The sequence below is a fragment of the Oceanobacter sp. 5_MG-2023 genome (assembly GCF_030548165.1).
Taxonomy (GTDB): Bacteria; Pseudomonadota; Gammaproteobacteria; order Pseudomonadales; family Oceanobacteraceae; genus Oceanobacter.
Genome location: NZ_JAUORS010000018.1, coordinates 69084 through 77403 on the forward strand (window position 1 = coordinate 69084; position 8320 = coordinate 77403).

The 8320-nt window shown below is 54.1% G+C and carries 9 protein-coding genes; 3 read left to right on the plus strand and 6 right to left on the minus strand.

Annotated elements, in window-relative coordinates; translation table 11 throughout:
- Positions 1-30 precede the first annotated feature (30 nt).
- A complete protein-coding gene (locus Q4551_RS12525; RefSeq protein ID WP_303434183.1) occupies positions 31-585 on the plus strand; it encodes a hypothetical protein in 555 nt (184 codons plus the stop codon).
- Positions 586-592: 7 nt separating this feature from the next.
- Here the strand turns inward: Q4551_RS12525 and Q4551_RS12530 are convergent, their stop codons facing one another.
- The 5 genes from Q4551_RS12530 to doeB2 all read right to left on the minus strand — a co-directional run bounded on the left by Q4551_RS12530 (position 593) and on the right by doeB2 (position 6400).
- Positions 593-1012: a PH domain-containing protein gene (locus tag Q4551_RS12530; RefSeq protein ID WP_303434184.1), complete on the minus strand. Its 420-nt coding sequence runs from the start codon at positions 1010-1012 to the stop codon at positions 593-595.
- Between the two features lie 228 nt (positions 1013-1240).
- Positions 1241-2614: an NAD-dependent succinate-semialdehyde dehydrogenase gene (locus Q4551_RS12535; RefSeq protein WP_303434185.1), complete on the minus strand. Its 1374-nt coding sequence runs from the start codon at positions 2612-2614 to the stop codon at positions 1241-1243.
- 63 nt (positions 2615-2677) lie between these two features.
- Positions 2678-3940, minus strand: coding sequence for an ectoine hydrolase (doeA, locus tag Q4551_RS12540; protein ID WP_303434186.1), 1263 nt, complete (start codon positions 3938-3940; stop codon positions 2678-2680).
- Complete coding sequence (locus tag Q4551_RS12545) at positions 3937-5175, minus strand: aspartate aminotransferase family protein (protein WP_303434187.1); 1239 nt, start codon at positions 5173-5175, stop codon at positions 3937-3939. The genes doeA and Q4551_RS12545 overlap by 4 nt, the downstream gene beginning before the upstream one ends.
- 55 nt (positions 5176-5230) lie before the next feature.
- Positions 5231-6400, minus strand: a complete 1170-nt coding sequence (gene doeB2 / locus Q4551_RS12550; protein ID WP_303434188.1) for a N(2)-acetyl-L-2,4-diaminobutanoate deacetylase DoeB2 — start codon at positions 6398-6400, stop codon at positions 5231-5233.
- A 391-nt stretch (positions 6401-6791) separates the two neighbouring features.
- On the opposite strand from doeB2, the gene Q4551_RS12555 reads away from it, so the two are divergent.
- Both Q4551_RS12555 and Q4551_RS12560 read left to right on the plus strand, forming a co-directional pair.
- Complete coding sequence (locus Q4551_RS12555; RefSeq protein WP_303434189.1) at positions 6792-7115, plus strand: hypothetical protein; 324 nt, start codon at positions 6792-6794, stop codon at positions 7113-7115.
- A 112-nt stretch (positions 7116-7227) separates the two neighbouring features.
- Entirely contained in the window at positions 7228-7401 is a 174-nt protein-coding gene (locus Q4551_RS12560) for a hypothetical protein (protein WP_303434190.1), read from the plus strand.
- A gap of 197 nt (positions 7402-7598) precedes the next feature.
- Here the strand turns inward: Q4551_RS12560 and Q4551_RS12565 are convergent, their stop codons facing one another.
- Positions 7599-7988 (minus strand): hypothetical protein, encoded by a 390-nt coding sequence (locus Q4551_RS12565; RefSeq protein ID WP_303434191.1) that lies wholly within the window; start codon positions 7986-7988, stop codon positions 7599-7601.
- Between the last annotated feature and the right edge of the window lie 332 nt (positions 7989-8320).

The following is an 8320-nucleotide window of genomic DNA, read 5'->3' on the forward strand; positions in this document are numbered from 1 at the left end:
ATAAATGATTTGCATAACAGGTGATCGACGGTGAATCGCAACCACAAACGCTTACTGCTGGCAGCGCTGCTGTTGGGTCTGACCGGCTCGGCCCATGCCGCAAAAGAGATGCACATGCATGCCAGCCGCAATATTCTGGCAGATGCACCGGTTCCGCAAATAGAAATCCAGGTGTTCCGGGACGCGATGGATGGCGTCAACATACACGTCAAGGTCAAACATTATGAGCTTGGCGCTCCAGACATGGTCACCACCGCCGGTTATCAAAATGCCGAGGGGATCTTGCAAGGCCATGCCCACGTTTTTGTGAACACCCATAAAGTGCAGCGACTCTATGGCCCGGATATCCATATCCCGGCCAGCCTGTTGCAAGACGGCGTCAATCAGGTCGCGATTTCCCTTAATACCCATCAACATGAAAACTGGGTAAACAACAATCACAACATCATGAGTTCGGTATTTTTTGATCTGGCCAACGAGCCGATCACCCTGAACCGGTTCAGCTCGCAGCCCGTGACGATGCCTCATTCAGAGGCGGCGCATGCAGCCCCGCAAACCACCGGGCAACACGCCATGCCGGAGTAACACCCGGTCAGTCTGACTCGGTGGCAGAGACCGGGTAATCGGCACTTTCAATATCACGCTTGGCCTGCACGGGCCGAGCCATCCATTTCATCACAACATCCCCATCGCCACGCCCGTAGATCGTTAACGTGCCAAACCCCAAAATACGTCCCCAGATACCTTGATTGATCTCGATGGCTTCAATGGCCTCGAGTTTCATTTCATCGGTTTTGCGGGCAATAATGCCGCTCTTGTGAATCACTCGTTTGTTGGTGACACCCTGCTCGGTACAGCGCCAGGTCAACCAGTAATACAAGGCCACCGGAATCCAGATAAGGGTAACGCACAGAATCACATGCAGCACCAGGAAGAACCGGATGATCCAGTGAAATTCGAACACTCGATAGATGGTTTCGCCTTTAGACAGCGAGTCGTCAATATAAGACACCCGTTCACTCCTGCATAACCCGTCGGACCGACATACCCAAAACCGCTGGGCATATCTGATAAGCCGCCATTCAGCCAGAAACAGGACGCAGTTACCATGCTTAAACGGCGGATAACCCATTGAGTGCCATCAAAAACCGGCTCGAGACAGGGTCAGGAGCCGGTTTGAGGTCGAGCAATATATGGAGAGAGGTGCCGGGCGCTATCAACAACTCGTTAACAAAACCCCTCAGCCAATCCAGACTTGCTTGGCATTGGTGAATTCCCGGATGCCATGTGGCCCCAACTCGCGGCCATAACCGGACTTCTTGATGCCACCGGAGGGCAGCCGTGGGTCGGTTTTAACAATCCCGTTGATCGCCACCTGCCCGGCTTGCAAACGCAAGATGGCCTGACGTTTCTGACGCGGGGTGTTGGTCCAGATACTGGCTCCCAGGCCGTAGTCTGTTGCATTGGCAATCTTGATGGCGTGTTCAAAATCGTCGACCTTCATCACCGCCATCACCGGCCCGAAGGTTTCTTCTTCAAACGCCACCATGCCCGGCTGCACATCCACCAGCAATGTTGGCGGATAATAGAAACCGGGGCGATTAAGCGGCTCGCCACCCAACAGGCAACGGGCACCCGCATTGATGGTATCGCTGACCTGGCGATGCAGATTGGTTAGCAAATTCTGCCGGGCGATCGGGCCAACCTGGGTATCGTCCAGCAATGGATCGCCAATCACCAGCTTGTCCATCCGGCTGGCGAGCTTGTCGATAAATTCATCATATATCGGTGCTTCGACCAGTATCCGTTTGGCGGCAATACAAGACTGGCCAGCATTAATCATACGCGACAGCACCACAATATCGGCCGCCTTGTCGAGATCAGCATCAGCCATCACGATACAAGGATCGGAGCCGCCCAGCTCAAGCACCGCCGGTTTGATTTCCGCGGCGGCAATGCTGGCAACCTGGGCACCGGCGGCACTGGAGCCGGTAAAGGACACCGCCTGAATTGCCGGGTGACGAATCGCTGTTTCGATCTGTTCGGTGGCCAAGGTCAGGTTCACCATAATATGCGCAGGCACCTTGTTCACCGCACAAACGTCGTCAAAAATGGTTTCGATCAGTCGGGCACAACCTTGTACGTTCGGGTCGTGTTTCATAACACAGGTGTTACCGGCCATCAGCGCCGGAGCCAAAAAACGAAAAGCCAGCCACAACGGAGCATTCCAGGGCAAAATCCCCAACACCGCTCCCAGCGGCTGATAGGTGACATAACTTTGTGTCGCATCCGACTCAATCGATTCACTGTTGAGGTAGGTTTCGGCCTGCTCCGCATAGTGTTCGGTACACCAGGCGGCTTTTTCGACCTCGGCCACCCCTTCCAGAATCGGCTTGCCCATTTCCAGCGCCATCATTTCGGCCAACGCCTGCTTACGCTCGCGCAGCTTGGCCGCCACGCCCAGCATGACCTTGCTGCGCAGGCTCTGTCGGGCACTGCCCCAATCGTGATACGCACTGGCCACCAGCTCGATGCGCTGGTTCATCTCATCCGGGGTATGGGTGGCATAAGTTTCCAGCACCATCCCGGTGGTCGGGTTTGTGACTGTCAGCATACAATCTCCTGAGGCGGCCGTTGTCGGTATCAGACACGGCAGCCCGGTTGGTTCAAGGTCGGTTCAGGCGTCGGCGGTTTTCTTTTTCGGCGCCGGTTTGTCGGTTGCGGCCAGCTCGGGTTTGCGGTTCACGGCACCCAGATCCACCAGGTTACTGCTGGTTTCCGGCTTGACGACAAAATTCCGATCCATATCGAAAAAGGACTGACAGCCCTGATCGGTTATATAAATGGTGTCGGAGATGCCGCAGGTTTTATCGCCATCAACGCCCCACATCCACGGAATAATATGGAAGGTCATGCCTTCTTCCAGAATCGCAGAGTCGCCCTGGTTGAGGCTGACAATGTAGCCCTCATCCCAGCTTGGCGGGAAGGCAATACCGATCGAGTAACCGGAGCGGGTTGCCAATCGGGCGCCTACGTCGTTATCGGAAATAATATTGCGGATCATATTGTCCGCATCGGATACCGTCATGCCGGGCTGGACAAACTCATGTACCGCATCTAACGCCTGCTTCATTTTTTCCTGGGCTTTGTACATCGAATCGCTCAGTTCGCCAAGCACGACCGTACGCATCATGGCGGTGTGGTAACGCCGATAGCAGCCGCCGACTTCCAGAAAGATATGTTCGTTGGGCTGCACTACCCGGCCTTCCCAGGTCGCATGGCCAATCATTGAGCGCGGGCCAGAGGTAACGTATGGCATCACCGCCGGGGTTTCTCCTCCGGCGCGGAACATGCCGGCACTGATGGCAGCACCAATTTCGTTTTCGCTGGCTCCCGCCATACAGGCTTCGATACCCGCCGTCATACCGGCTTCGGTGGCGATGGCCGCCCGCTTCATGATCTCGATTTCGTGCACCGATTTACGAATCCGGCCCTGCTCGACGATACCAAAGCAGTCCAGCAGCTTGGCATTACGCATGCGAGTGTGGATAAAGTCCTGATGGTAGGCCGGGAAAAAATAGGAGTTACGTTCGTAACCAATACGCTTGTTGGCCAGACCAAACTCCGTCAGGGCATCCACCAGCATCTGAATGGCATCACCCGTGTCCGGGTACGGGCGGGTGACTTCCACCCAGGTACGATGGATCACATTGGATTCTTCCATCGCCCGTGTGATCATAAAAGGCTCGCCTTCCAGCGGCACAACCAGCGCCTGGAAAAAGCTGTAGCCAGTGGTCTGGTAGTCGGTCAGGTACATGATGTTTTCCGGGTCGGAAATCACCACGGCATCCAGTCGCCGGTACGCAATACGCTGGCGCAGGTCATTCATGCGACGTACGTATTCCTCGTGCGGAAAAGTCATATCATCACGTTGTCTCATTGGGCGGCCTCCAGTGCGTTGTCGGTGGCACGGACCAGCACCGTCAGTCCTGCCTTCAGATCACTTTCAGGGATGGTTAATGGCGGAATCAGTTTCAGAACCCGGCCGCCGGTGCCACAACTGGCAATCAGCAAGCCGTTGTCGAAACATTCCGCCACAATGGCTTTGGCGTGGTCGCTATCGGCCACATCCAGCGCAACGATCAGGCCTTTGCCCCGAATCGCTACCTGTGGGTATTTGCGCGCCAGCGGTGCCAGAGCCTCGTGTACGATATCGGTGTAGCGGGCAACCTGATCCATCAGTTCGCTGTCGCGGAAGTAGTTCAGCGCCTCGACACCGGCCACAAATGACAGGTTCTGGCCACGAAAGGTGCCGGTATGCTCACCCGGCGACCAGTGTTTGTCGTGTTCCGGTTTGACCAGGTTCATGGCCATCGGCGTGCCCATGCCGCCAATGCCTTTGGCCAGGCAGATGATGTCTGGATCGATACCGGTGCCATCAAAGCTGAAGAACGAACCGGTGCGGCCACACCCCACCTGGATTTCATCCACAATCAGCAGCGAGCCATGGTCATGAGCAAGGGATTGCAGCGCTTGCAGCCACTCCTGGCTGGCGACGTTCACGCCCCCTTCCGCCTGAATGGTTTCAACGATAAAGGCCGCCGGTGGCTCAATGCCGCTGGAGGCATCGGCGTATTGTTCCCGTAACAAATCGAGGGTGGCCATGGCGGCAAAGGGTTGATGGCTGACGTTATCCAGCGCAACCCCGGCAGCCCCCCGGAAGTAGTTGTTGGCGGTGCAGGCCAGTGCCCCCAGGGTCATGCCATGAAAGCCTTTCGAAAACGCCACCACCTGACGACGACCAGTTACCCGGCGCGCCAGCTTGAGGGCGGCCTCTACCGCATTGGTGCCGGTTGGCCCCATAAACTGCATGCGGTGATCCATGGAACGTGGCGCCAGAATCACGCTCTCGAACGTTTCCATATAACGGCGCTTGGCGGTGGTGTGCATATCCAGACTGTGCAGCACGCCATCCTGCTGAATGTAGTCAATCACCGCCGCTTTCATGCGTTCATTGTTGTGGCCAAAATTCAGTACGCCAGCCCCGGCAAAAAAATCGATGTATTCATTGCCCTGCTCATCAATCTGACGGGCATTGGAGGCTTTATCGAACACCACGGGATAAACACGACAGTAGGCACGAATATCCGACTCACGTTGCGCAAAAATGCTCATTAATTACTCCTTCATCAAACGAATCTGGCTATACCGGTTGAATATGCCGGGTTGCTCAGGGTTGGGGGGCATGCACCAACTGGGCATACAAACGGGTCACCTGTTCAATCAGGCGATCGTTAAAATCGTAATGGGGGCTGTGACAGGGCCAGGCAGGTGCCGAGCCGTCATCGGAGCCGACCAGCGCAAACGCACCGGGTATCTCGTTGAGGTAATAACTGAAGTCTTCCGATGCCATGATGGGCAAGCGCACACCGTGCTCCAGCATCCGGGCACCAAACAGCTGCTCCCAACCCTGGCGCATCAGCCGCGCTTGCTCCGGGTGGTTGATCGTCGCCTCGTAACGGGGTTGATGATCCACTTCTGCGGTCACCCCATAACCGGCGGCGGTGTGTTGGCAGATTTCATCGATCAGGGCATTCACCTGCAAGCGGGTAGCGCTGTCGGGTACCCGGATACTGCCGGAGATCACCGCGTTCTGGGCGATGACGGTTGGCGCACTGATGGCGTCAATCGATGTCACGCTGACCACCGCGGCCTGCTGTGGCGCCAGACGCCGACTGACAATCTGCTGCAATGCCACCACCAGGGCACTGGCAGCCAATACCGGATCGCGACACTGTTCCGGCTGGCTGGCATGACCACCACGGCCACTGACCCGAATCTGGAAAGTGCCGTTACCACACATCACAATGCCATTCGGGCAGGCCATGTGACCAAACGGGATGGCGGGCCAGTTGTGCCAGCCAAAAATGGCGTCGACACCTTCCAGCGCGCCGTCGTCAATCATCGCCCTGGCCCCATGGCCACCTTCTTCTGCCGGTTGGAACACCAGCGTTACCGGAGCTGGCAAAGCCGCTTCGTGGAGCTTCAGCCAGTGGGCTGTTGCCAGCAAGGTCGCACTGTGGCCATCGTGACCACACGCATGCATGCAGCCATCCTGGCGTGAGCGCCAGGCGACGCTGGTTTGCTCCTGAATAGGCAAGGCATCCATATCGCCACGCAAGGCAAAATGAGGGGTATCTGAAGCAGGTGCTGCCGATCCACCCAGCCAGGCGACGGTGCCAGTACGGGCGCAGGCACGCCAACGGATACCTAAATCATCCAGTCGTTGGCGCACCACCCGGGCGGTGTGCTCTTCTTCCCAACTCAACTCCGGCTGCTGGTGCAATTGACGCCTCAGCACCGTGGCTTGGCTGATTACTTCAGACCAGTTATTCGCCATCACACATCCTCCGGTTCATTCATTAGCTTCAGCACAGGCCGTTCCGCTTCAGCGTCTGATGGCTCCAGATTGTCATGATTGCGCCATACCCAAAAATTAAATTCTTTAAAAACAACGCCTTACGACGCACAAAAAAGTGACACTGAATTTCAGAAACGGCCTGATTCGATACTCTATCGCTATAAGCCAAAACCAATAACCACAGGCAAGCTATCAACCAAGTGGACAATACAAAGCTGGTTTGACCAGAACGACAGGTTTTAAACGCCAAGAGAAATTAAAAGAAAAGCGGACAGACCCTAAAGAGCTATACAAAGAGCACTTACAAGACTAACGGCCGATAGAATATTATTTGTGCATTAAAATAATGCACAAAGATCCAGGCTGGTGCGTGAAAATTCACAATTCCACTCTTAAGACAAGGCTAAGGCAGCCATTGGATAGCAGCAGGAAAAACAAAACAGAAAAGCAAGCAAGACAAAACCATGGCATGGCCAGAGTCTTGCCACTTGCTGCAAGCCATAATTTGCTGGCGATGTCACAAAAGCGTCAACAAGCTAAATATTATTCACGATTTTCAGGAGAAAAACCGATGCTGAAACAGCGTACAAAAAACAGAAAATTGACATCAAGTTACTGTTTTAAAAGGACTTTTATACAATACACAAGCATCTGTACTGCAACAGGACAAATTACATTCAACACAAATGATTAGTTTTTTTCATCTTTTTGGTTAGAAAGCCTCGCTTTTTTAGCCACCAGGAAGCTACTACTATGGTCTTACTTTCAAGGCACAACCCAATCAGACAAAACCAAGGAGTTCTATTATGAACAACCAAGACCAAGCCGCTAACATCTGCAGCAAAGAAGAAATCGATATGCATATCGCTGCTGCCAAACAAATGCGTTCTGACTATATCTCTGCACTGTGCAGCGATCTGATCACCAGCATCAAACATGCATTCCACTTCAAATCCCACAAAATGATTTCCAGCCACTAAGCAGAAATCAGCCGTACCGCACCAAGACAGTATTCAGGCACCACCGGCACAAGAATAAGTCGCCGGCATTTGGCCTGGGTCTGATCACTTTTTTGCTTCATTTTATTCGAAGACGTTATGGGGGCCAGATGGCTACCCAATTGTCTCGGGTAACCCTCCTCGCATGACCTCCCTGCTTTTTTACTTATTGTTGTTACTCAAAATACGCCCAGCCGGCTTCTGTGTGCCAGCAGACAAACCCGACCCCAGGCAATCCCCAGCAACAGTTCGGTAACTACTGCCAGCAAGATGCCATAGCCGGCATAGCCGCGTAATAATTCAAACAGTCCCAAAGCCGCCAGCCCCAACAGCATCACCAGCAGCCCCATAGCGATCGCTTTATGTACATCGGAGGAACGGCAATCCCGGTTTAACCAGCAAATCAGCGTCAAACCCAGAAACACCATGGCCATACGGCGAGCGACAAAAGCAGCGGACTCCGACTCACTGACCCCCATCAACCACAGCAGCAGTTCCGGTGCCCCCAGCGATATCAGAAACAGCAATCCGGTCACAACGGCGGTCAGCGTACTCAGCATGTAAAACATGATCTATCTTCCCTGATTGTTTTGAAATGAACCCATTATTCAATAAGCCGCGCTCCCTGAATAAAATCGTCAGATTTCACAGCAGACTGGAGCGACCAAAAATCGTATCACAATGATGAATACGCCACTGCATCGGCATTAGGATGAGATGAGATGAGCCAAAGCGGGCATGAGTCGGCGGGAGCGACAGTAACGGGGTTTACCCTGATGCCTGCACGCCCGAAACGCGGCAACACAGAAGCCCAGAAACAAGAGAGAAACAAGAGAGAAACAAGAGAGAAACAAGAGAGAAACAAGAGAGAAACAAGAGAGAAACAAGAGAGAAACAAGAG